The organism is Bacillus sp. FSL W8-0640 (assembly GCF_038007725.1).
GTDB classification, from domain to species: domain Bacteria; phylum Bacillota; class Bacilli; order Bacillales; family Bacillaceae_G; genus Bacillus_A; species Bacillus_A cereus.
This window is the reverse complement of sequence record NZ_JBBOXT010000001.1, coordinates 3,863,346-3,884,067: the sequence shown is the minus strand read 5'-3', so window position 1 is coordinate 3,884,067 and position 20,722 is coordinate 3,863,346. Positions and strand designations below refer to the sequence as shown.

Below are 20,722 nucleotides of genomic sequence, written 5' to 3'. Positions count from 1 at the left end.
AAGAATGAAAATGATGGACGCTAACGAAATTATTTCGTTTATTCAAAAAAGTGAAAAGAAAACTCCTGTAAAGGTATACATAAAAGGGGATTTAAAAGAAGTAACATTCCCTGAAACAGTACAAGCATTTGTGAATAAAAAGTCAGGTGTATTATTCGGAGAATGGTCTGAAATTAAGACAATTCTTGATGAGAATAATAAGCACATCGTTGACTACGTTGTAGAAAACGATCGTCGTAATTCTGCAATCCCGATGCTTGATTTAAAAGGTATTAAAGCTCGCATCGAGCCAGGTGCTATTATTCGTGACCATGTTGAAATTGGTGACAACGCTGTAATTATGATGAATGCAACAATTAACATTGGTGCTGTAATTGGTGAAGGTTCTATGATCGACATGAACGCAGTACTTGGTGGACGTGCAACAGTCGGTAAAAACTGTCACGTAGGTGCAGGTGCTGTACTTGCAGGTGTTATTGAGCCACCTTCTGCAAAACCAGTTATCGTTGAAGATGATGTAGTAATCGGTGCAAACGTGGTTGTTTTAGAGGGTGTTACAGTAGGGAAAGGTGCAGTCGTAGCAGCAGGAGCTGTTGTAACAGAAGATGTGCCTCCATACACAGTTGTTGCAGGTACTCCAGCACGTGTAATTAAAGAAATTGATGAGAAGACAAAAGCAAAAACAGAAATTAAACAAGAGCTTCGTCAATTAAACCCAGAGAAATAAAAAGTAAAAAAAGCGTAAGAGCGTAAATGGGCTCTTACGCTTTTTATAGATAGAGGTGCAAAAATGACAGTAAGCAAATTTATCCAAATTCGTAGAGATTTACATAGAATTCCAGAAATCGGATTTAAGGAATGGAAAACACAACAGTATATTTTAGATTATATAGGAACACTTTCTCATGAATTTGTGGAAGTGAAGACATGGAAAACGGGTGTAATCGTTAAAGTAAATGGAAAAAATCCCGAAAAAATAATAGGTTATCGTGCAGATATAGACGGTTTACCAATTACAGAGGAAACTGGATACGAGTTTGCTTCTATTCATGAAGGAATGATGCATGCATGTGGCCATGATGTACATACAACAATCGGTTTAGGCCTTCTAACGAAAGCTGTGAGCGAAAGAATAGATGATGACCTTGTATTTCTATTCCAGCCAGCAGAAGAAGGACCAGGCGGTGCTCTTCCTATGTTAGAAAGTGAAGAGTTAAAAGAATGGAAACCAAATATAATTCTTGGTCTTCATATTGCACCAGAATACGCTGTGGGGACAATTGCAACGAAAGAAGGACTGTTATTTGCCAATACTTCAGAATTATTTATTGATTTAAAAGGGAAAGGTGGCCATGCTGCCTATCCGCATACTGCAAATGACATGATTGTTGCAGCGAGTCACCTTGTTACACAGCTTCAATCCGTTATTAGTCGCAATGTAAATCCTCTTGATAGTGCAGTAATTACAATCGGGAAAATTACAGGTGGTACGGTTCAAAATATTATTGCAGAAAAATCTCGTTTAGAAGGAACGATTCGAACATTATCAGTGGAATCAATGAAGCGTGTGAAAAGCAGAATTGAGTCAATTGTTGCAGGTATCGAAGCTTCTTTCCAGTGTGAGGCGATTATAGATTACGGAGCAATGTATCATCAAGTATATAACCATGAAGAGTTAACGAGAGAGTTTATGGAATTTGTACATAAACAAACTGATATGAATGTTATTACATGTACTGAGGCAATGACGGGTGAAGATTTTGGTTATATGCTTCGAGAAATCCCTGGATTTATGTTTTGGCTTGGAGTAAATTCAGAATATGGTTTACATCATGCAAAATTAAAACCAGACGAAGAAGTGATTGAAAAGGCAATCACATTTTTAAGCCAATATGTAAAGTGGAAAGGGAATAGAAAATAAAACTTCCGCTCTCTTGAAGGTTCCAAAAAACTTTTTGTTCTGAGGTGTAAGTAACGCTCGTATAGATTGATTTTAGACATTTACATACAAATGGAAGAATTAAAGTTAATTGTACTGTTTTAATAATGAGCAGGGGGTTTAGCCACTGCTCATTATTAATTATTTGACTAACTTATATATGTTTACTTTTAGTATGAAAAGTGTGTAAAATCAATGTGAAACATAGAAAAAAGGGTGGGGAATTACGTGCAAATTAGCAGTGCGATTTTATGTTTCGTCTTATATGCGTATGTTATTATTGCGGCGGTTTATTTTGGGATAAGTTTTTATGCCTATCGTCTAGTAGATAATAATGAATATGACGAAACATACAAATGGGTGAAGAGATATTTATCACCTGTACTAGAAATTATGAATGGGTTTGTGCTCTTTTTATTTATTGGATTAATTGCTTTCTCAACGAGTTTAGTAGGGAATAAAACTACGTTATTTGTATTGGGTATCATTATTTTTATGTTGTTAGGAATAAGGATTGGTAATACGGTCTTTTGGAATGAAAGAAAAGTAGATGGTTGGACGGGAATGTTAATTCCGTGCATGTTAGCTGCAATCGTGACAAATATAGAGCATGAATATTATCAATTACATTTTTGGCTTATTATTGTTTTAACAATTCTTTCTGTTTTGTATATAAGCACAGTAGTACTAACATATATTGCACATGAAAAAGGAGATGTTAAAGGCACTCGTTTCTTTAGAGGACGGGCATTATTTTGGAGTGTGCCGACGATGGCAGTTATCGCGCTTATTGCAATATTAGTAAATGGATATCAATTTTCTAATTGGCAACTATTTTTAGAAAATTGGTGGATCTTTATCTTTTCGTTTATTGCTTTTTTAGGTGCAACGCATTATTTATTCCATCAACATCATTACATATGGGCGTTGTTATTTGCATTCACACAGCTTCTATTTGCCTTTTTTGGTCAAGAAACATTATTATTCGTTTTTGAAACATTTAGTTCTTTTGGAAATATATTTGTATTTGCTATGCTACTTGTTGGTATCGCTTTTTACTTGCAACAATATTTTTATATACAAAAACAAAAATAAGAGCTAATCATAGTTTTTGTGACGCATATAAAGTGTGTTACACTGAAAATAAATAGTACTTGAAGTTATTGGAGGAATTCTTGTGGGTGAGAAAGAAAAAGAATTTGCTGTCATTGGACTTGGTCGCTTTGGTGGAAGTATTTGCCGAGAACTAGCTCAATTAGGTATGGAAGTAATGGCAATCGATTCAGATGAGGATAAAATTAATGAATTTGCAAATATAGCTTCGCATGCTGTAATTGCAGATTCAACAGATGAGATGGTATTAAAAAGCCTTGGTATTCGAAATTTTGATCACGTAGTCGTTGCTATTGGAGATAATTTAAATTCAAGTATTTTAACGACTTTGATTTTGAAAGAGTTGGGTGTAAAAAATATTACTGTAAAAGCTCAAAATGATTATCATGAAAAAGTGTTAAGTAAAATAGGTGCAGATCATATTGTGCATCCAGAACGTGATATGGGAAAAAGGATTGCTAATAATATTGCATCAAGCAATGTGCTAGACTACCTTGAGCTTTCAGATGAGCATAGTATTGTAGAGATTATTGCGAATAAAAAAATTGATGGGCACTCTTTAATTGAATTAGATATTCGTGCGAAGTTTGGATTGAATATTGTAGCAATTAAACGAGGCAAAGAAGTTATCGTATCCCCTCGAGCTACGGAGAATATTCAAGCAGGAGATATATTAATTGTCATTGGTCATGACGATGAAGTGGATCGATTTAAACACTTTTTAAGATAAGAGAAAAGAAAAGGACAATGCCTTCATGGCATTGTCCTTTTTCTTATATTTCCATAATGATTGGTAAAATCATTGGACGACGTTTCGTTTTCTCATATAGGAATGGGGCTAATGTGTCTGTAATTTCATTTTTAATTTCAGACCATTGTGTTGTTTTACGCTCCATTACTTTTTCTAAATGAGTTGTAATTAATGTTTGTGCATCATTGATTAAATCGCTGCTTTCACGCATGTAAACGAAACCGCGTGAGATGATATCAGGTCCTGCTGCAACTTTAAATTCTTTCATATCAATGCTTACAACTACAATTACAAGTCCTTCTTCAGAAAGGATACGACGATCGCGTAATACGATATTGCCAATATCTCCAATACCGTTTCCATCAATGTAGACCGAACCAGATGGGATTTTTCCAGCTACGCTAGCTTCATCCGAACGTAAAGCAAGAACATCGCCATTATCCATAATGAAGCAATTTTCTTCAGGGATGCCACAATCATTTGCTATGTTCATGTGCATACGCTGCATACGATATTCACCATGAATTGGCATGAAGTACTTCGGTTTAATTAGACGTAACATTAACTTTTGTTCTTCTTGTCCACCGTGTCCACTTGTATGGATATTTGAAAGTTTCCCGTGAATTACATCAGCGCCAGCGCGGTACAACATGTTAATTGTACGACTTACGCTAATTGTATTTCCTGGAATTGGTGAAGAAGAGAAAACAACTGTATCTCCAGGAATAATTTGAATTTGGCGGTGTGTACCATTTGCAATACGTGAAAGTGCTGCCATCGGTTCACCTTGACTACCTGTACATAAAATAACAACTTTATTAGCTGGTAAGCGGTTTAGTTGAGATGCATCTATGAATGTATCTTTCGGGCAACGAATATAACCAAGGTTTTGTCCAATTTCAATCGCTGCTTCCATACTTCGACCAAACACAGCTACTTTACGGTTGTTTTCAACAGCAGCTTCAACAACTTGTTGTAAGCGGTGGATATTTGATGCAAAGGTTGCGAATATAATCCGTCCTTCTACTTTACGAAAAATGTCTTGAATGCTATCACCAACGCGACGCTCAGACATAGTAAAGTTTGGAACTTCACTGTTCGTACTATCAGATAATAGACATAGTACGCCATCTTTACCGATTTCAGCCATTTTTGTTAAATCAGCTGGTTCACCAACTGGTGTGAAGTCAAATTTGAAGTCACCTGTATGAACAACTTGACCTTGAGGTGTTTTCACAACAACGCCGTACGAATCTGGAATACTGTGAGTTGTACGGAAGAAGGATACAGACGTTTTTTTGAATTTAATAACGTCATCTTCTTGAATCTCGTAAAGTTTTGCTTTACGAAGTAAGCCGTGTTCTTCTAATTTGTTTTTGATGAGTGCAATTGCTAATTTTCCGCCGTAAATCGGAATGTTCACTTGACGTAATAGGTAAGGGATTCCGCCGATATGATCTTCGTGACCATGTGTAATGAATAACCCTTTAATTTTATCTTCGTTTCGCACAAAATAAGTGTAGTCTGGTATTACATAATCGATCCCGAGAAGTTCGTCCTCTGGAAATTTAATTCCAGCATCAATTATAATAATTTCATCTTGAAATTGAACAGCGTATGTATTTTTACCGATTTCACCAAGCCCACCGAGAGCAAATACAGCAACTTGGTCGTTTTTTAGAAATTTCATATCGCTATACGATTTCCGCTAATGTTAAATCAGCGTTTTCTTTTTCATATTCAAGATGAGCGCCAGTAACAGACTGAACAAACTCGATATTATATGCGAACTTATTTAACTTTGTACGAACATCCTTTTCAGACGTAGCCTCTAAATATAAAACTTTTGTATTTTCACGTACTGGAACCTCAGTTAATTTTTCTTGATAAAATACTTTAAAAATCATTTGGAAAACCTCTCCTTGTCTATGTTTTGCATTATCTGTTACTTATTATAAAGCAAACAGTCACGATTTTCATGTTTTTTCGAATGAGAATGAAGAAAAAGCCCGAAATGGGCACAATTTAAGCGATTGTCTTTTTACGGACTAGACCGTTTAAATAACGCTTGAGCTTTTTCTTCAGCTTCTTCAGCATGATTACTCCTTCCTTTCCCTATTTTAAACATGCCTATTACTAGTGAAAACTCTATCTCTGATATAAGAGATAGGACAAAAGTGAATGGTGAATCTTGTCCTTTCCCATACAGTGAAAGTTATTCTATAGTAACGATCAGTAGCCGTTAGTTATAGGTATAGTATGAGGAAGAATGGAAAAGAAAATTCATCCGAACAAGTATCTACATGTTTTACTAATATATATATGCAAAGTTTACAAATAAGGTCAGAAAGGGAACGCTTTCTTCACAGATGTTTAATATGTTATACTTTTTTTTAGAATTTGAAAAGTGATATTCAAAATAGGAATATAGAGTCCCAGAAAGGATTTTGACAAATGAATGATAAAATTGTCTTTTTTGATATTGATGGAACATTATTAGATCATGATAAAAAAATTCCGCAATCTACACGAGATGCAGTAAAACAGTTACAAGAAAAAGGTGTACATGTAGCAATTGCGACAGGGCGCGCGCCATTTATGTTCGAAGATATTCGCAGGGAACTTAATATACATAATTATGTTAGTTTTAATGGACAATATGTTGTCTTTGAAGATGAGGTAATATTTAATAATCCGTTACATCCAGATGCTTTACATAGGTTTACTCAGTTTGCAAAACAAGAAGGATATCCACTTGTATATCTTGACCATCAAGATATGAGAGCATCAGTGGAATATCATGATTATGTGAAAGAAGGCTTTGGAAGCTTAAACTTTGAGCATCCAGCATATGAGCCTAATTTTTATGAGGAACGTAATATTTATCAAACACTACTTTTTTGTGAAGTAAATGAAGAGGAAAAGTTTATTAATCATTATCCAGATTTTCATTTTATTCGTTGGCATGCATATTCAATGGATATCATTCCGAATGGTGGTTCTAAGGCAAAAGGAATTGAGAAATACATTGAAAAGTTAGGTTTTAATCGTGATCAAGTGTATGCATTTGGAGATGGCTTAAATGATTTAGAAATGATCGAAGCCGTTGGCACAGGTATTGTGATGGGAAATGGCCATGAAGACTTGAAAAAACTTGCAAATCATGTGACAAAGGATGTTAATGAAGACGGTATATATCATGGACTAAAGTGGGCTGGATTGTTATAAGTGAATATGGAACCCATTTCATAATAAAAAGGCGGAAGATTAACTTCCGCCTTTTTATTATTATCGCTCTAGAGGTTTGGAATCATCAGGAGCGGCAAAAGGATTTTCTTTATTGATATGGTCATAGAACATAACGCCATTTAAATGATCAATCTCGTGTTGGAATACGATTGCTGGTAAACCTTTTAAACGCAATTTTACTTCTTCTCCGTTAATAGAAGTTGCTTTTACTGTAATTCTTGTATAACGAGGAACATAACCAGGTACTTCGCGGTCTACAGACAGACAGCCTTCACCACCCTGTAAATATGTACGTTCAACAGAATGGCTAATGATTTTTGGATTGAATAATGCATGGCTATATAATGTACCATCCGCATCGGTTACATGAACTGCAATCATTTTTTTTGAAACACCGATTTGCGGAGCCGCTAATCCGATTCCAGGGCGTAAACTATATTTTTCAGCCATTTCAGGATCTTGGCTATTTATTACGAATTCAATCATTTCTTTTAAGGTAGTTGTATCTTCTTCGCTTGCCGGTAATGACACCTCTTCTGCAACGTTGCGCAAAATAGGATCTCCTTCGCGAATAACATCTTTCATTGTAAGCATATGTAATCTCTCCTTTCCTCTTTAGTCTACCAAAGGAGATGGAAAAAGTCATCGGCAAGAAAGGGAAGGCATTTTGGAAATTGTTCTATTATAGAGTAGTTATGTATGTGATAAAAAGAAAAAGACGGCAAAGCCGTCTTTTTCTTTCCATAGTTGTTTCGTTTTACATTAGCGAATGCAAGCAGCACCAACGATAATTAAAAGAATAAACAACACAACGATTAAGGCGAAGCCGCGTCCAGACCCGCCACAAGAACCGCCATAACCGTAGGAAGGATATGAACAAGTTGGATAGCAATATGAGTATCCGTACATGAGATGACCTCCTTTATCATTTCCCGCTAATACTGCGGTTACTATAATGTATGGAAGAGAGGGTAGAAATGTATAGGTATTTACCTAAAAAAGGAAGAGTAGTTTGTATATTTTTGTTACGAAGAGAGAAAAACTAAAGAGAATTAAATCGTTTACATATTATTCTAAGAGAAAAAATAAGTGAAAAAGGGAATAATATAACAGTAGGTCAATGCTTACTAATACAGATGTAAAAAATAAAAACACGTTTGTGTAGTAGAAACCTGCATATTATTTATAAAAAAACGTATTCAAAGTAATTGACATCGTAATTAGAATAGTTGTAAACTAAAAAACGTGATCAAGATTGTATTAATATGTTTCTGAAAAAACATTAGTACAGATTGTTAGGTACACAAAATTATTCTCAACCGACATACAAACATGTTGGTTTACATCGTTGCGCTTTTTAAACTGGAAAATAGCCAGTGAAAGCGTTTCAGAATATGGTTCAAGAGAGGAAGAGGTGAACGGAATGGGTACTAAAACAAAAAAGACCCTATTTAATGTTGATGAGCAAATGAAAGCTATCGCAGCTCAATTTGAAACATTACAAATTTTAAATGAAAACGGTGAAGTTGTGAATGAAGCAGCTATGCCTGAATTATCTGATGATCAATTAAAAGAATTAATGCGTCGTATGGTGTATACTCGCGTATTAGATCAACGTTCTATTTCTTTAAACCGTCAAGGACGTTTAGGTTTCTACGCACCTACAGCTGGACAAGAAGCTTCTCAATTAGCAAGTCATTTCGCACTTGAAGCAGAAGACTTCATCTTACCAGGATACCGTGATGTACCACAATTAGTATGGCACGGATTACCATTATACCAAGCATTCTTATTCTCTCGTGGACACTTCATGGGTAACCAAATGCCTGAGAATGTAAATGCATTAGCTCCACAGATTATTATCGGTGCGCAAATCATCCAAACTGCTGGTGTTGCGTTAGGTATGAAACTACGTGGTAAAAAATCTGTTGCAATTACTTACACTGGTGACGGTGGTGCTTCACAAGGTGACTTCTACGAAGGTATGAACTTTGCAGGTGCATTCAAAGCTCCAGCAATCTTCGTTGTTCAAAACAACCGTTATGCAATCTCTACTCCAGTAGAAAAGCAATCTGCAGCTAAAACTGTAGCACAAAAAGCAGTAGCAGCAGGTATTTACGGAATTCAAGTAGACGGTATGGATCCATTAGCTGTATACGCAGCAACTGCTTTTGCTCGTGAGCGCGCAGTAAATGGCGAAGGCCCTACTTTAATCGAGACTTTAACATTCCGTTACGGTCCACATACAATGGCTGGTGATGACCCAACTCGTTACCGTACAAAAGATATCGAAAACGAATGGGAACAAAAAGACCCAATCGTACGCTTCCGTAAGTTCTTAGAAGCTAAAGGCCTATGGTCTCAAGAAGTTGAAGAGACAGTAATCGAAGAAGCAAAAGAAGATATCAAACAAGCAATTGCTAAGGCTGACCAAGCTCCAAAACAAAAAGTAACTGATTTAATGGAAATCATGTACGAAAAAATGCCTTACAACTTAGCTGAACAATATGAAATCTACAAAGAAAAGGAGTCGAAGTAAGCCATGGCTCAAATGACAATGATTCAAGCAATCACTGATGCTTTACGCGTTGAAATGAAAAATGACCCTAACGTACTTGTATTTGGTGAAGACGTTGGTGTAAACGGCGGTGTATTCCGTGCTACTGAAGGTTTACAAGCTGAATTTGGTGAAGATCGTGTAATGGATACTCCACTTGCAGAGTCTGGTATTGGTGGACTTGCAGTTGGTCTTGCACTTGAAGGATTCCGTCCAGTTCCAGAAATCCAATTCTTCGGTTTCGTTTATGAAGTAATGGATTCAATTTCTGGTCAATTAGCTCGTATGCGTTACCGTTCTGGTGGACGTTGGACTGCTCCAGTAACAGTTCGTTCTCCATTCGGTGGTGGTGTTCATACTCCTGAACTACATGCTGATAGCTTAGAAGGATTAGTGGCTCAACAACCTGGTCTAAAAGTTGTTATTCCATCTACTCCATACGATGCTAAAGGTCTTTTAATCTCTGCGATTCGTGACAACGATCCAGTTATCTACTTAGAGCATATGAAATTGTACCGTTCATTCCGTCAAGAGGTACCAGAAGGTGATTACACAATTGATTTAGGTAAAGCTGATATCAAACGTGAAGGTACAGATGTATCTGTTATCGCTTACGGTGCTATGGTTCACGCTGCATTAAAAGCTGCTGAAGAACTTGAAAAAGAAGGTATCTCTTTAGAGGTTGTTGACTTACGTACAGTTCAACCATTAGATATCGAAACAATCATCGCTTCTGTTGAAAAAACAGGTCGCGTAGTTGTAGTTCAAGAAGCTCAAAAACAAGCTGGTATTGCAGCTAACGTTGTAGCGGAAATTAACGACCGTGCAATCTTAAACTTAGAAGCTCCAGTTGTACGTGTTGCAGCTGCTGATACAGTATTCCCATTCTCTCAAGCAGAGAGCGTATGGTTACCAAACCACAAAGATATTGTTGAAGCTGTAAACAAAGTAATGAACTTCTAATTTTTAGCTTTTCATGTGCAAAAGAAATCAGCACATGCTGGTTTCTTTTGTACATATTCCATAATAATGAAATGAATCAGGGGGCTGAATTCCGTGGCATTTGAATTTAAACTACCAGATATCGGTGAAGGTATCCACGAAGGTGAAATCGTAAAATGGTTTATTAAACCAGGCGATGAAGTAAACGAAGACGATGTACTTCTTGAAGTACAAAATGATAAAGCAGTAGTAGAAATCCCTTCTCCTGTTAAAGGTAAAGTACTTGAAGTACTTGTAGAAGAAGGAACAGTTGCAATCGTAGGAGATACATTAATTAAATTTGATGCTCCTGGATACGAAAACCTTAAATTTAAAGGTGACGATCATGATGAAGCTCCAAAAGCTGAAGAAGCAGCAGTAGAAGCTCCAGCAGCGGAAGCTACTCCAGCAGCAACTGCAGAAGTAGTAAATGAGCGCGTAATTGCTATGCCATCTGTTCGTAAATACGCTCGTGAAAAAGGTGTAGACATTCATAAAGTAGCTGGTACTGGTAAGAATGGCCGTATCGTAAAAGCTGACATCGATGCATTTGCAAATGGTGGACAAACTGTAGCAGCAACTGAGGCTCCAGCAGCAGTAGAAGCTACTCCAGCAGCAGCGAAAGAAGAAGCACCAAAAGCACAACCAATCCCAGCTGGTGAATATCCAGAAACTCGTGAGAAAATGAGTGGTATCCGTAAAGCGATTGCGAAAGCAATGGTTAACTCTAAACACACAGCTCCTCACGTAACATTAATGGACGAAGTAGATGTAACAGAACTTGTTGCTCACCGTAAGAAGTTCAAAGCAGTAGCAGCTGACAAAGGTATTAAATTAACTTACCTTCCGTACGTTGTTAAAGCTTTAACATCTGCATTACGTGAATACCCAATGTTAAACACTTCTTTAGACGATGCATCTCAAGAAGTAGTTCATAAACATTACTTCAACATCGGTATCGCAGCTGATACAGACAAAGGTCTATTAGTACCAGTTGTTAAAGATACAGATCGTAAGTCTATCTTCACAATCTCTAACGAGATCAATGATCTTGCTGGTAAAGCACGTGAAGGTCGTCTAGCTCCAGCTGAAATGAAAGGTGCTTCTTGCACAATTACAAACATTGGTTCTGCAGGTGGACAATGGTTCACTCCAGTTATCAACCACCCAGAAGTAGCAATCCTTGGTATCGGCCGTATCGCTGAAAAACCAGTTGTGAAAAACGGTGAGATCGTTGCAGCTCCAGTATTAGCATTATCTCTAAGCTTTGACCATCGTTTAATTGACGGTGCAACTGCTCAAAAAGCGTTAAACCAAATTAAACGTCTATTGAATGACCCACAATTATTAGTAATGGAGGCGTAATAACAATGGTAGTAGGAGATTTCCCAATTGAATTAGATACAGTCGTTGTTGGTGCAGGTCCTGGTGGATACGTTGCGGCAATTCGTGCAGCACAATTAGGTCAAAAGGTAGCAATCATTGAAAAAGCTAACCTTGGTGGCGTATGCTTAAACGTTGGATGTATTCCTTCAAAAGCGTTAATCAATGCAGGTCATCGTTATGAGAATGCAATGCATTCTGATGACATGGGTATTACTGCAGAAAACGTAAAAGTTGACTTTACAAAAGTTCAAGAATGGAAAAACGGCGTAGTTAAGAAATTAACTGGCGGTGTTGAAGGCCTTCTTAAAGGTAACAAAGTTGAAATCATTCGCGGTGAAGCTTACTTCGTAGATGCTAATACATTACGCGTTATGACTGAAGATGCAGCTCAAACTTATACGTTTAAAAATGCTGTTCTTGCAACTGGTTCTACACCAATCGAAATTCCAGGATTCAAATACTCTAAACGTGTTATCAACTCTACAGGTGCTTTAAGCTTACCTGAAATTCCTAAAAAACTTGTTGTAATCGGCGGCGGTTACATCGGTATGGAATTAGGTACTGCATATGCTAACTTCGGTACAGAAGTTACTGTAGTAGAAGCTGGCGACGAAATCTTAGCTGGTTTCGAAAAAGCTATGAGCTCTGTTGTTAAACGTGCTCTACAGAAAAAAGGTAACGTAAATATCCATACAAAAGCTATGGCTAAAGGCGTTGAAGAAACAGAAACTGGCGTAAAAGTTAGCTTTGAAGTTAAAGGTGAAATCCAAACTGTAGAAGCAGATTACGTATTAGTAACTGTAGGTCGTCGTCCAAACACTCAAGAAATCGGTCTTGAGCAAGTTGGAGTTAAAATGACTGACCGCGGCATCATCGAAATCGATGAGCAATGTCGTACAAATGTACCAAACATCTATGCAATCGGTGATATCGTTCCTGGACCACCATTAGCTCACAAAGCTTCTTACGAAGGTAAAGTAGCTGTAGAAGCAATTAGTGGTCATGCATCAGCTATCGATTACATCGGAATTCCTGCAGTATGCTTCACTGATCCAGAACTAGCATCTGTTGGTTACACTAAAAAACAAGCTGAAGAAGCTGGAATGACTGTAACTGTATCTAAGTTCCCATTCGCTGCTAACGGTCGTGCATTATCATTAAACAGCACTGACGGTTTCCTACAACTTGTAACACGTAAAGAAGATGGTCTTCTTGTAGGTGCTCAAGTTGCAGGTGCAGGTGCTTCTGATATTATTTCTGAGATTGGTTTAGCTATCGAAGCTGGAATGACAGCTGAAGATATCGCTCAAACAATCCATGCTCACCCAACATTAGGTGAAATCACAATGGAAGCAGCTGAAGTTGCTCTTGGAATGCCAATTCACATTGTAAAATAATTTAAGTAATGTAAATAGCCCTTCTCTTATTGTAAGAGAGGGGCTATTTTTATTTTCATCAAATGACTTGCAAGGTCTTTAAACGTACTTGTCGAATGAATATATAATACTTTAACAAATGATTCAGGCTTAACTTACTTCGAAGGTAATATATATCATCCTATAATATGTAATTGATTCAAACTTACCCCCATATATTAATAAAATAGAGCATGTCAAAGGAGAAGGTTCCATGAAAATATTACATGTTATATTTTATCATTTACTACTATGGAGTGGCTTTTCCACTGTATTAACATTATCGAATGGTGATAAGTTTCATTATAAAGTTATTCTTTTTTTCGTATTTCTATATTTAGCCTATGTAATAGCATATTTTGTATTGCACGTAAGAAAGCAAGCTTTATTTCTTACATGTTCGAATTGTATATTATTTTTAATCATATTATCTATTTTTTAAATTAGCGTTTATAAAAATACATTGTTCTTCCATTAAATAATTGTAACTCTCCTTCTAATTTCTTCGCTAAAAAACGGCAAAATTCATTTGCTTTCCCTTTGTCACCAAATGTTGCATTAGGTGGTAAAGAAACTTGGATGAAAGATTGTTCATTTTCTATACCAACACCAATATAAATTGAGTCATACCGGTCGTGAGTGGATTGAAGTTTTAATGTTGTTGTAGATGTATCTAAAATTTCATAAGGAAAAGCGGTATTTGTATACGTGTAATTAATTTGGGCACCAGTTTTAGAAGTAACTGTTTTATAATAATGAAAAAGTTGTTTTATATCATCTATTGAAACTGATTGTTGGTTGGATTTCGGTACAAGCGTAATAAAGGCGTGTTGCATATAAGTTCCCCCTAGCTTAGTAGAATACTATCATTCTACATCCTACTGAATTTTTTGACAATTAAAAGGAGTATTACATGTTTTGTTTAATATACTATTAATGAAACGTGATGTAGAAAGGTGGAAACCAATGTTTGAAAAATTGTATGATGAGCATGAAAGTGTGAAGGTACGATTTTTAGGGTTTATGACACATGATACACGTTATGATTTTGGTGTTATTTATACAAATATGTTTTTTGGAAAGCCGCTCATTGTTTGTATGCAAACAGGAAGGTCTACTTTACTCGGACGAGATGATGTAGAGAATGTTCAATATATACAGGAGATTTTTAAATTAGGATCAGAAGAGGAAGCAAAGGAGTTAGCTCAGTTTTTCAAATTTCTAGTTCCGTCAACTTCTTTACATGCGGAATATGAAGAATAATTAATGTGAAACAGTCGTACTTATAAATATGGCTGTTTTTTTATTTTAATATCGCATACTAATTTAAATTAAAAATATTTAATGTGTTATACTAAAAACCTATTGACGTAAAAAGTATAACATATTAAAATAAAGACAGAAAGTTAAGCGGTTACAAAAAGTTTTTGGGATTATAAACTTAGGGGGAAATGAAAAATGGGAACAATCGTATGTCAAGATTGTGAAGGTACAATTGCACACTTCGAAGATGAGAAAGTAACGGTACTTTACGGGAAATGTGGATCTTGCGGATGTGATCACACAGAGCATACAAAAGCCCAATAATTGATAGGAAATGGACAGCTAAAAGTTTTTAGGACCATAAACTTAGGGGGAAATGAAAATGGGAACAATCGTATGCCAAGTATGTGAAGGAACAATCGGACATTTTGAAGATGAGAAAACGACGGTACTTTACGGAAAATGTGGAACAAATTGTGACTGTGCTAGAAAAGATAATGCGAAAGCTTAATGATAAATAAATAGATTACTATTAAAACTCAGGGGGAAATGAAAATGGGAACAATCGTATGCCAAGTATGTGAAGGAACAATTGGACATTTTGAAGATGAAAAATCAACAGTACTATACGGGAAATGTGGATCTCATTGCGAATGTGACCATAAAGAACATACAAAAGCTTAATAATAAGAAAAAGCGCCTACATGTGTAGGCGCTTTTTTAATAAATTGTAGTTGTATGACCAACTGTTGCAACGATTGCATCATCTCTAATTGGAATAAAGCTTATGGATGTATGTGGTGTACTAGAAGAAGCATATTGGCTCATTATACGGCTATCGATACGGGTAATAGTATCAGTCAAGAAAGCTGAAATAAAAGCGTAAGGGACTCTTCGTTCATTTAATGAATAAATAATTTCTTCTTTTGTTTTTACACCCACGCCATGTCCGTAAAAAAAGAAATTTCCTAAATAGATTGTGTTTTCTCCTTGCCACTCAATCGTAGCTGGATTCACTTGTGGGTTTTTAAAGTAAACGAGGTCACCTGGAACAAGATCGCCACCGTTTTTTGTTATGAGCCTTAGATCTTGATCGTAGTCCCATGTATAAAGTAAAAGATTTGCAAATAGACGATTGAAAGTTTCTTCCTCATACAATGATAGTAAAGCTTTATAAAAAATAATGATCATAGCGGTTGCGCATTCAGTTCCATATAGTTTTCCATTTTTAAAAATATCTTGTATGGCAATAGAAGATGGTATGTTTGGAAGAAGCTCGAATCCTCCAAGGGATGTTCTTTTCCAATACTGGGGGTTGCAAAAGGATTGTTGAAATGTGCGAAACTGAAATCCACTTTGAAAAAGCTCTAGTGCAGAGATAATAATATTAACTCGTAAATTGAGATCAAAGCTGAGTTCATCAGCTGTTCGGAAGGAATAAACTTCTTGATTTCCTGCCATTATTGATAAAATTTGTTGTTTCTCTGCTGCAAATGGCTCATATTCATTTGTAATATAAGGATGTACAATAGAACGGCCTATTACAATCATAATAGTATCCCCACCTATACGTTACATTCTTAAGTATCGTATGAAGAAAAGGAAAAAAGGTGAAAAAAAAGCCTATCAACTGATAGGCTTGTACTCTTTAATAACACGTAATGTTTGTAATGTCATATCTTCAGGACCTTGTACAGGTAAACCTGCTTCTAAGTTTTTCCGAATATACTCTAAGTTTTCTTGTGTAATAATTTCCCCCGGAGTAAAGATTGGAATCCCTGGCGGATAAACCATAACAAAATCAGCTATAATACGACCCGCTGCATTTTCAAATGGGATGACTTCTGTTTCCGAATAAAAAGCATCTCGAGGAGAAAGTGCTAGCACTGGAATTTCTGGAATCTCTACTTGTACTTGAACACCTTTATCTGCCCTATTTCTAAATGTTGCTGCTAAATCGTGTAAAGCTGCAATAAGTGTATTTGTATCACTTTCTGTATCTCCCAAAGTGATAAGACATAGTATGTTGTATAGATCTGAGAGTTCTACTTCAATGTTATATTGCTCTCTAAGCCATACTTCAGCTTGGTGGCCGGTAATACCTAAATCTTTTACAGATACAATTATCTTTGTAGGATCATAGTTAAAGGTAGCATCTGTACCTAACATTTCTTTTCCAGGACAGTAAAGATGCTCAATAGAATTTATAGCATCACGAACATGCTCAGCTAATTGTATTGTTTGTTCTATGAGTGCTGTTCCTTCTGTAGCAAGACGTTTTCTCGCAACATCAAGGGATGCTAACAAGATGTAAGAAGTTGATGTAGTTGTAAGCATACTAATAATAGATTGGACATGCTTTACATTCACTAAGCCTTCTTTCACATTAAGAATAGAACTTTGAGTTAAAGAGCCTCCTAATTTGTGAACACTTGTTGCTGCCATATCCGCACCAGCTTGCATCGCTGACATAGGTAATTCATCGTGAAAATGAATATGAACACCATGAGCCTCGTCGACTAGTACAGGGATGTCATAAGAATGTGCTAATTGTACAATCTGTTCTAAGTCTGCAGCAAACCCAAAGTACGTTGGGTTAATAACAAGTAAGCCCTTTGCATCTGAGTGCTCTTCAAGTGCTTTTTTGACAGATTGAATTGTGATTCCATGAGAAATACCGAGCTTCGGATCGATTTCAGGATGCATGAAAATCGGTTTTGCACCTGAGAAAATAATAGCTGACATTACTGATTTATGCACGTTTCGTGGTACTAGGATTTTGTCACCAGGACCGCAAACGCTCATCACCATTGTCATAATAGCGCCACTTGTACCTTGAATAGAAAAGAAAGTATGATCTGCACCGAATGCAGCGGCTGCTAAATCCTGTGCTTCTTTAATCATACCTTTTGGATGATGTAAATCATCGAGTGGCGCAATATTAATTAAATCAATTGCTAATGCATTATGCCCAATAAATTCGCGAAATGTAGGATCCATGCCCTGTCCTTTTTTATGACCAGGAATATGGAATTGAATTGGATTTCGCTTACTGTGCTCAACTAAAGCGGTAAACAATGGTGTTTCGTATTGGGACAATCTATACACCCCTTCTTCTTCATAATATTTAGTGTAATTTGTTTTATATAATCCTGCTCTAAAAAAGTGTAGCCTTTTTTAGAATAAGGCTTGTTTTTCTGCCATTCAAAAAATCGTTTTTGAGATGGTAGCTTCACTTTATTTTCTATAAAACAAAAGCATTATATCACCAATAATTATAGATGTATAGAAAAAAATGTTTTTAAGGTGAGTATGTTTAATAGTTAGCCTCAACTAATGAATAGAGGAAGACAATTCCATTAAAATGAATAAATAGTGTATAATGCAGAGTGGCTATAATGAAGAATAAAATATTCTCTTTAAGATAGCATAATGAAACAAGAAGAAATGATAAATGAGGTGCGAAATGGAATATCAATATCCGTTAGATTATGATTGGTCAAATGAGGAAATGGTTACAATTGTTAAGTTTTATGAAGCGATTGAGAAAGCTTATGAAAAAGGGATTATAAGAGAAGAGTTAATGGGTTTATATCGTCGTTTTAAAGAGATTGTTCCATCGAAAGCAGAAGAAAAGAAAATTGATAAAGAATTTCAAGAAGTAAGTGGATACTCTATATATCGTGCTATTCAAAGGGCAAAAGAAGTCGAAGAACAAAAGCTCGTAAAAATGTAAAAAATATTTTGAAAAATAAAAACTGAAGTGATATAATGTGATAACAACTAAAAACGGACAATATAAATTGTCCGTTTTCTACTATCGATTACACAGTGCATATAAAGGAAGGAGTGATTGCATCGTAGATTCAATCTTAGCAAGGAATTGTTCGTTGGTCATTGCTGAAAACTCCTCTGGTGATATATGAATACCAACTAATAATTCTGCTTTTTTTACAGTAGCTAATCGTTCAATCATCTTTTGTAAGTCTTCGGTTTCAAGTGTTTTATGTAATTTCACACTTGGTTTAGTATGGTCAATGGACCAAACGAAGTCATTTGGAATATTTGTTTTTAAATCATTTAAATGTTCTAAGAAGGCATGAGCCGTCTCAACTTTTTGTGGACACTCATAGATTAAACCAAAGTATATGAAGGCATGAGTACCCCATAAGCCGATTTGGAAATGCGGTAGCATTTTATATCCTCGTTTATTTGTTGAAAAAGCAACCCAAGTATCGTTTGGTGGATTGACTTTGCGGCGTGCGTGTTTTGCAACATGATAAAAAAAGTTCTCATCAGTTTGTTTGGATAAGTATTCTGCAAATTGTTCCCCTAAAGCTTCTAGCTTAGGATGAATGTTCGTTTTAATTGCACTCATTCGTTCTTCGAGACCATCAACTGTAAAGACATCAAAATCAGTTGACTTGAATGTTTGTATTGTCATGATTGTTCCTCCAACTCCTATTTTGCTTTTATTTTAGCATAGCTTGTACTATTCATAAAAAAAACAGCACAAAAAAATTTAAATAAAAAAATATAATTTTGTTGCATAGATGATTTATCCAACATAGTATAGTATAAAACAAAAAATCAGAAAATTGAATTAACTCTAGTCCGAGGGCAGACGAATATTGGGAGGAGGCAAATAATATGAGACAGGTGATTAATGCGTTAAAGAGAACAGATGCTGAAAAGAGAATACCGGTGCTACGTTTGGAGCTAGATTATGAATTAGCAACTTTATATGATGCGATGATGGAAGATGACAAACAGAAAAAAGAAGAGTGTGTACAAAAGTTAGAAGTGTTAAGACTTGAAATGATTCGTTTAGAAGCGTAATAATAGTATATGTATAAAAAATTAGTTGGTGCGAACCTTATAAAGGGTTCGTTTTTTCTGTGAACAGTATAGATCGGAGTGTTTAAACATGCAAGAAGTATGGAAAGACATTGATGCACACGCCAAACGGTGGATTCGGGATGCAGGAGAACATTTAATGGCATCAATGAAAAAAGCACTTATTATAGAAACAAAATCAAATGCAGCTGACTTAGTTACAAATATGGACCGAGAGATAGAACAGTTTTTAATTGGGAAAATTAAAGAAACATTCCCGAATCATAATATTTTAGGAGAAGAGGGTTATGGAGACGAGATAACGTCTTCTGACGGGGTTGTTTGGTTAATTGATCCAATTGACGGCACGATGAACTTTGTTCATCAAAAAAGAAATTTTGCGATTTCAATTGGGATTTATGAGAACGGTATCGGAAAGATTGGACTTATATATGATCCAGTGCATGATGAACTATATCATGCAGTCAAGGGATATGGAGCTTTTTGTAATGATATATCAATTCCTCCACTGAAAAAAGGAACTGTAGAGCAAGGTATTGTAGCTTTAAATGCGATATGGCTTACAGATAATCCATTGCTTAATATGGAAAGTATGATGGCACTTGTTAAGAAAGCAAGAGGCACAAGATCATATGGCTGTGCAGCGTTAGAGATGGTATACGTTGCAACAGGAAGAATAGATGCATATGTAACGCCGAGATTATCACCATGGGATTTTGGCGGAGGAAAGATAATTGTAGAAGAAGTTGGAGGTAAGGTGACGACATTCTCTGGAGCGCCACTTTCTATCATAGAGAAGAGCAGTGTGTTAGTTGCAAAACCAGGAGTGTATGAAGAAGTGTTATCGTTTATATGAGAGCAACAAAAAAAGTAAGAGGCTGTGTATAAGCTTCTTACTTTTTAGCGTTATTGTGATTTGCGCATTTTTCTTTTTGTTACAAAACCGTATCCAACTGTAACAAATGTGCCGATAATGCAAATAATAATACCGATTGGACTATTTTCAGCAATCATAATGCCGATACCGATTAAGAAAATAACACCGATAATTGCAGTTAATAAAAAGCGATATTGAATGTGTTCCATTTCTTCACCCTCCAATCTCATTTTACTTTCACAAAAGTAAGAATACAACTATATTTTCATTCTTGCTTTTATTTTAATTGCTATTGTATCCCCTTCGCTCTTATAATAGAGAAGGATTAAAAAGA

At 35.9% G+C, this 20,722-nt stretch carries 26 protein-coding genes; 17 read left to right on the top strand and 9 right to left on the bottom strand.

Going from position 1 to position 20,722, the window contains the following annotated elements:
* The first annotated feature begins 4 nt into the window (after nucleotides 1–4).
* The 4 genes from dapD (at nucleotide 5) to N2V80_RS19890 (ending at nucleotide 3,782) form a co-directional block, all read left to right on the top strand.
* Entirely contained in the window at nucleotides 5–727 is a 723-nt protein-coding gene (gene dapD, locus N2V80_RS19905) for a 2,3,4,5-tetrahydropyridine-2,6-dicarboxylate N-acetyltransferase (protein WP_000783241.1), read from the top strand.
* A gap of 63 nt (nucleotides 728–790) precedes the next feature.
* Complete coding sequence (locus tag N2V80_RS19900) at nucleotides 791–1,921, top strand: N-acetyldiaminopimelate deacetylase (protein ID WP_061654440.1); 1,131 nt, start codon at nucleotides 791–793, stop codon at nucleotides 1,919–1,921.
* A 246-nt stretch (nucleotides 1,922–2,167) separates the two neighbouring features.
* Nucleotides 2,168–3,034, top strand: a complete 867-nt coding sequence (locus N2V80_RS19895; protein ID WP_001167321.1) for a cytochrome c oxidase assembly protein — start codon at nucleotides 2,168–2,170, stop codon at nucleotides 3,032–3,034.
* 82 nt (nucleotides 3,035–3,116) lie between these two features.
* Nucleotides 3,117–3,782 (top strand): potassium channel family protein, encoded by a 666-nt coding sequence (locus tag N2V80_RS19890; protein WP_000504032.1) that lies wholly within the window; start codon nucleotides 3,117–3,119, stop codon nucleotides 3,780–3,782.
* A 43-nt stretch (nucleotides 3,783–3,825) separates the two neighbouring features.
* Here N2V80_RS19890 and rnjA read toward each other — a convergent pair whose 3' ends face one another.
* Complete coding sequence (gene rnjA, locus N2V80_RS19885) at nucleotides 3,826–5,493, bottom strand: ribonuclease J1 (RefSeq protein ID WP_000670377.1); 1,668 nt, start codon at nucleotides 5,491–5,493, stop codon at nucleotides 3,826–3,828.
* Nucleotides 5,494–5,497: 4 nt separating this feature from the next.
* Nucleotides 5,498–5,710, bottom strand: coding sequence for a DNA-dependent RNA polymerase subunit epsilon (locus N2V80_RS19880; RefSeq protein ID WP_000576435.1), 213 nt, complete (start codon nucleotides 5,708–5,710; stop codon nucleotides 5,498–5,500).
* 547 nt (nucleotides 5,711–6,257) lie between these two features.
* Here N2V80_RS19880 and N2V80_RS19875 point away from each other — a divergent pair.
* Nucleotides 6,258–7,031: a Cof-type HAD-IIB family hydrolase gene (locus N2V80_RS19875; protein ID WP_000998279.1), complete on the top strand. Its 774-nt coding sequence runs from the start codon at nucleotides 6,258–6,260 to the stop codon at nucleotides 7,029–7,031.
* Nucleotides 7,032–7,091: 60 nt separating this feature from the next.
* Here the strand turns inward: N2V80_RS19875 and def are convergent, their stop codons facing one another.
* Complete coding sequence (def, locus tag N2V80_RS19870; protein WP_000957048.1) at nucleotides 7,092–7,646, bottom strand: peptide deformylase; 555 nt, start codon at nucleotides 7,644–7,646, stop codon at nucleotides 7,092–7,094.
* 168 nt (nucleotides 7,647–7,814) lie between these two features.
* A complete protein-coding gene (locus tag N2V80_RS19865) occupies nucleotides 7,815–7,961 on the bottom strand; it encodes a YjcZ family sporulation protein (protein ID WP_000274562.1) in 147 nt (48 codons plus the stop codon).
* Between the two features lie 514 nt (nucleotides 7,962–8,475).
* On the opposite strand from N2V80_RS19865, the gene pdhA reads away from it, so the two are divergent.
* The 5 genes from pdhA (at nucleotide 8,476) to N2V80_RS19840 (ending at nucleotide 13,833) form a co-directional block, all read left to right on the top strand.
* Nucleotides 8,476–9,591 (top strand): pyruvate dehydrogenase E1 component subunit alpha, encoded by a 1,116-nt coding sequence (gene pdhA / locus N2V80_RS19860; protein ID WP_000536895.1) that lies wholly within the window; start codon nucleotides 8,476–8,478, stop codon nucleotides 9,589–9,591.
* Nucleotides 9,592–9,594: 3 nt separating this feature from the next.
* Nucleotides 9,595–10,572: a pyruvate dehydrogenase complex E1 component subunit beta gene (pdhB, locus tag N2V80_RS19855; protein ID WP_000068168.1), complete on the top strand. Its 978-nt coding sequence runs from the start codon at nucleotides 9,595–9,597 to the stop codon at nucleotides 10,570–10,572.
* 93 nt (nucleotides 10,573–10,665) lie between these two features.
* Nucleotides 10,666–11,955 carry a pyruvate dehydrogenase complex dihydrolipoyllysine-residue acetyltransferase gene (pdhC, locus tag N2V80_RS19850; protein ID WP_000863419.1) on the top strand — a complete coding sequence of 430 codons (1,290 nt, stop codon included), beginning with the start codon at nucleotides 10,666–10,668 and terminating at the stop codon, nucleotides 11,953–11,955.
* A 5-nt stretch (nucleotides 11,956–11,960) separates the two neighbouring features.
* Entirely contained in the window at nucleotides 11,961–13,373 is a 1,413-nt protein-coding gene (gene lpdA / locus N2V80_RS19845) for a dihydrolipoyl dehydrogenase (RefSeq protein WP_000260104.1), read from the top strand.
* A 232-nt stretch (nucleotides 13,374–13,605) separates the two neighbouring features.
* Complete coding sequence (locus N2V80_RS19840; protein ID WP_000697469.1) at nucleotides 13,606–13,833, top strand: hypothetical protein; 228 nt, start codon at nucleotides 13,606–13,608, stop codon at nucleotides 13,831–13,833.
* 1 nt (nucleotide 13,834) lies between these two features.
* Here N2V80_RS19840 and N2V80_RS19835 read toward each other — a convergent pair whose 3' ends face one another.
* Nucleotides 13,835–14,227 (bottom strand): DUF1885 family protein, encoded by a 393-nt coding sequence (locus N2V80_RS19835; protein ID WP_001163302.1) that lies wholly within the window; start codon nucleotides 14,225–14,227, stop codon nucleotides 13,835–13,837.
* A 130-nt stretch (nucleotides 14,228–14,357) separates the two neighbouring features.
* Between N2V80_RS19835 and N2V80_RS19830 the strand changes: the two genes are divergently transcribed.
* The 4 genes from N2V80_RS19830 (at nucleotide 14,358) to N2V80_RS19815 (ending at nucleotide 15,338) form a co-directional block, all read left to right on the top strand.
* On the top strand, nucleotides 14,358–14,654 hold the full coding sequence (locus tag N2V80_RS19830; RefSeq protein ID WP_000462038.1) for a DUF3055 domain-containing protein: 297 nt from the start codon (nucleotides 14,358–14,360) through the stop codon (nucleotides 14,652–14,654).
* Between the two features lie 195 nt (nucleotides 14,655–14,849).
* Nucleotides 14,850–14,978 (top strand): GapA-binding peptide SR1P, encoded by a 129-nt coding sequence (locus tag N2V80_RS19825; RefSeq protein ID WP_000536778.1) that lies wholly within the window; start codon nucleotides 14,850–14,852, stop codon nucleotides 14,976–14,978.
* Nucleotides 14,979–15,036: 58 nt separating this feature from the next.
* On the top strand, nucleotides 15,037–15,165 hold the full coding sequence (locus N2V80_RS19820) for a GapA-binding peptide SR1P (RefSeq protein WP_000536803.1): 129 nt from the start codon (nucleotides 15,037–15,039) through the stop codon (nucleotides 15,163–15,165).
* Between the two features lie 44 nt (nucleotides 15,166–15,209).
* On the top strand, nucleotides 15,210–15,338 hold the full coding sequence (locus N2V80_RS19815) for a GapA-binding peptide SR1P (protein ID WP_000536796.1): 129 nt from the start codon (nucleotides 15,210–15,212) through the stop codon (nucleotides 15,336–15,338).
* 36 nt (nucleotides 15,339–15,374) lie between these two features.
* Here the strand turns inward: N2V80_RS19815 and N2V80_RS19810 are convergent, their stop codons facing one another.
* On the bottom strand, nucleotides 15,375–16,205 hold the full coding sequence (locus tag N2V80_RS19810) for a protein-glutamine gamma-glutamyltransferase (RefSeq protein ID WP_000635340.1): 831 nt from the start codon (nucleotides 16,203–16,205) through the stop codon (nucleotides 15,375–15,377).
* Nucleotides 16,206–16,280: 75 nt separating this feature from the next.
* Nucleotides 16,281–17,753 carry an arginine decarboxylase gene (gene speA / locus N2V80_RS19805; RefSeq protein WP_000084898.1) on the bottom strand — a complete coding sequence of 491 codons (1,473 nt, stop codon included), beginning with the start codon at nucleotides 17,751–17,753 and terminating at the stop codon, nucleotides 16,281–16,283.
* A 367-nt stretch (nucleotides 17,754–18,120) separates the two neighbouring features.
* Between speA and N2V80_RS19800 the strand changes: the two genes are divergently transcribed.
* On the top strand, nucleotides 18,121–18,390 hold the full coding sequence (locus N2V80_RS19800; protein WP_000456552.1) for a UPF0223 family protein: 270 nt from the start codon (nucleotides 18,121–18,123) through the stop codon (nucleotides 18,388–18,390).
* A gap of 81 nt (nucleotides 18,391–18,471) precedes the next feature.
* Here N2V80_RS19800 and N2V80_RS19795 read toward each other — a convergent pair whose 3' ends face one another.
* Nucleotides 18,472–19,098 (bottom strand): YktB family protein, encoded by a 627-nt coding sequence (locus N2V80_RS19795; protein ID WP_000155317.1) that lies wholly within the window; start codon nucleotides 19,096–19,098, stop codon nucleotides 18,472–18,474.
* Between the two features lie 206 nt (nucleotides 19,099–19,304).
* Here N2V80_RS19795 and N2V80_RS19790 point away from each other — a divergent pair, with 206 nt between their 5' ends.
* Together N2V80_RS19790 and N2V80_RS19785 are read left to right on the top strand one after the other, a co-directional pair.
* On the top strand, nucleotides 19,305–19,493 hold the full coding sequence (locus N2V80_RS19790) for a hypothetical protein (RefSeq protein WP_001250164.1): 189 nt from the start codon (nucleotides 19,305–19,307) through the stop codon (nucleotides 19,491–19,493).
* Between the two features lie 88 nt (nucleotides 19,494–19,581).
* Nucleotides 19,582–20,367, top strand: coding sequence for an inositol monophosphatase family protein (locus tag N2V80_RS19785; protein WP_001158704.1), 786 nt, complete (start codon nucleotides 19,582–19,584; stop codon nucleotides 20,365–20,367).
* 50 nt (nucleotides 20,368–20,417) lie between these two features.
* Here the strand turns inward: N2V80_RS19785 and N2V80_RS19780 are convergent, their stop codons facing one another.
* Complete coding sequence (locus N2V80_RS19780) at nucleotides 20,418–20,597, bottom strand: DUF5325 family protein (protein ID WP_000400127.1); 180 nt, start codon at nucleotides 20,595–20,597, stop codon at nucleotides 20,418–20,420.
* Nucleotides 20,598–20,722: the final 125 nt, after the last annotated feature.

What these genes read in the sequence shown, in the direction of transcription:
- N2V80_RS19880 (WP_000576435.1), bottom strand. Translation starts at nt 5,710, where the DNA reads ATGATTTTTAAAGTATTTTATCAAGAAAAATTAACTGAGGTTCCAGTA.
- N2V80_RS19825 (WP_000536778.1), top strand. Translation starts at nt 14,850, where the DNA reads ATGGGAACAATCGTATGTCAAGATTGTGAAGGTACAATTGCACACTTC.
- N2V80_RS19795 (WP_000155317.1), bottom strand. Translation starts at nt 19,098, where the DNA reads ATGACAATACAAACATTCAAGTCAACTGATTTTGATGTCTTTACAGTT.
- dapD (WP_000783241.1), top strand. Translation starts at nt 5, where the DNA reads ATGAAAATGATGGACGCTAACGAAATTATTTCGTTTATTCAAAAAAGT.
- N2V80_RS19815 (WP_000536796.1), top strand. Translation starts at nt 15,210, where the DNA reads ATGGGAACAATCGTATGCCAAGTATGTGAAGGAACAATTGGACATTTT.
- N2V80_RS19840 (WP_000697469.1), top strand. Translation starts at nt 13,606, where the DNA reads ATGAAAATATTACATGTTATATTTTATCATTTACTACTATGGAGTGGC.
- N2V80_RS19790 (WP_001250164.1), top strand. Translation starts at nt 19,305, where the DNA reads ATGAGACAGGTGATTAATGCGTTAAAGAGAACAGATGCTGAAAAGAGA.
- N2V80_RS19780 (WP_000400127.1), bottom strand. Translation starts at nt 20,597, where the DNA reads ATGGAACACATTCAATATCGCTTTTTATTAACTGCAATTATCGGTGTT.
- N2V80_RS19820 (WP_000536803.1), top strand. Translation starts at nt 15,037, where the DNA reads ATGGGAACAATCGTATGCCAAGTATGTGAAGGAACAATCGGACATTTT.
- N2V80_RS19900 (WP_061654440.1), top strand. Translation starts at nt 791, where the DNA reads ATGACAGTAAGCAAATTTATCCAAATTCGTAGAGATTTACATAGAATT.
- N2V80_RS19830 (WP_000462038.1), top strand. Translation starts at nt 14,358, where the DNA reads ATGTTTGAAAAATTGTATGATGAGCATGAAAGTGTGAAGGTACGATTT.
- pdhB (WP_000068168.1), top strand. Translation starts at nt 9,595, where the DNA reads ATGGCTCAAATGACAATGATTCAAGCAATCACTGATGCTTTACGCGTT.
- rnjA (WP_000670377.1), bottom strand. Translation starts at nt 5,493, where the DNA reads ATGAAATTTCTAAAAAACGACCAAGTTGCTGTATTTGCTCTCGGTGGG.
- N2V80_RS19875 (WP_000998279.1), top strand. Translation starts at nt 6,258, where the DNA reads ATGAATGATAAAATTGTCTTTTTTGATATTGATGGAACATTATTAGAT.
- N2V80_RS19800 (WP_000456552.1), top strand. Translation starts at nt 18,121, where the DNA reads ATGGAATATCAATATCCGTTAGATTATGATTGGTCAAATGAGGAAATG.
- pdhA (WP_000536895.1), top strand. Translation starts at nt 8,476, where the DNA reads ATGGGTACTAAAACAAAAAAGACCCTATTTAATGTTGATGAGCAAATG.
- N2V80_RS19785 (WP_001158704.1), top strand. Translation starts at nt 19,582, where the DNA reads ATGCAAGAAGTATGGAAAGACATTGATGCACACGCCAAACGGTGGATT.
- N2V80_RS19865 (WP_000274562.1), bottom strand. Translation starts at nt 7,961, where the DNA reads ATGTACGGATACTCATATTGCTATCCAACTTGTTCATATCCTTCCTAC.
- N2V80_RS19810 (WP_000635340.1), bottom strand. Translation starts at nt 16,205, where the DNA reads ATGATTGTAATAGGCCGTTCTATTGTACATCCTTATATTACAAATGAA.
- N2V80_RS19835 (WP_001163302.1), bottom strand. Translation starts at nt 14,227, where the DNA reads ATGCAACACGCCTTTATTACGCTTGTACCGAAATCCAACCAACAATCA.
- def (WP_000957048.1), bottom strand. Translation starts at nt 7,646, where the DNA reads ATGCTTACAATGAAAGATGTTATTCGCGAAGGAGATCCTATTTTGCGC.
- lpdA (WP_000260104.1), top strand. Translation starts at nt 11,961, where the DNA reads ATGGTAGTAGGAGATTTCCCAATTGAATTAGATACAGTCGTTGTTGGT.